General features: G+C 43.3%; 2 rRNA genes. Both read left to right on the top strand.

Annotated elements, in window-relative coordinates:
• A 16S ribosomal RNA gene (locus tag VEI_RS09345) occupies positions 1 to 78 on the top strand; the annotation flags it as partial.
• Between the two features lie 445 nt (positions 79 to 523).
• Positions 524 to 781: ribosomal RNA gene (locus tag VEI_RS09350) — 23S ribosomal RNA — on the top strand; the annotation flags it as partial.

Below are 781 nucleotides of genomic sequence, written 5' to 3' on the forward strand. Positions count from 1 at the left end.
TCTAAGGTAAAGTCGATGATTGGGGTGAAGTCGTAACAAGGTAGCCGTATCGGAAGGTGCGGCTGGATCACCTCCTTTCTAGGGAGACATACACTAGGCCAAGAGCTTGGATGTCACTTAGGTCGACACTTTGGCCAGTAAGTAGACGTAGCATATGCGCTAGCTGTACTTACAACCTACATTGTTCGGTTTTGAGAGATCTGTAAAGACTCTCAATTTGTTCTTTGAAAACTGCATAGAAGATAATTATATATATATGTAAGGTCATCTCTTAGAATTTCTAAGTAGGTTGACCCGAGCACATAGGAAATAATTCTCTGACTTAATGGTGACGTACATGAAAATGTACGGCTACAAAATAAACGACAATGTATCTAATGCATGTCTAAAAATCAAATTGATTTTCGTCAGAATTTGATGAATATCGAGGCGTACCAATGAAGCGAAATCGCCGCGTATTTGTATACGCAAGATGAGCTGAATGCAGTACAACGAAGATAGTCGCAAATTATGGCGTAAAATAAGTAAAGATTTTAAGGGCGTACGGCGGATGCCTTGGCGATATCAGCCGAAGAAGGACGCGGTAAGCTGCGATAAGCTACGGAGAGGTGCAAGCAACCTTTGACCCGTAGATTTCCGAATGGGGGAACCCGGCAGTGGTTATGCACTGTCACCCATAGCTTAGACTATGAGGAGGGCACCTGGGGAACTGAAACATCTAATTACCCAGAGGAAGAGTAATCAAACGAGATTTTCTTAGTAGCGGCGAGCGAACGGGAAA

This window comes from Veillonella tobetsuensis, assembly GCF_001078375.1.
Classification (GTDB): Bacteria; Bacillota; Negativicutes; order Veillonellales; family Veillonellaceae; genus Veillonella; species Veillonella tobetsuensis.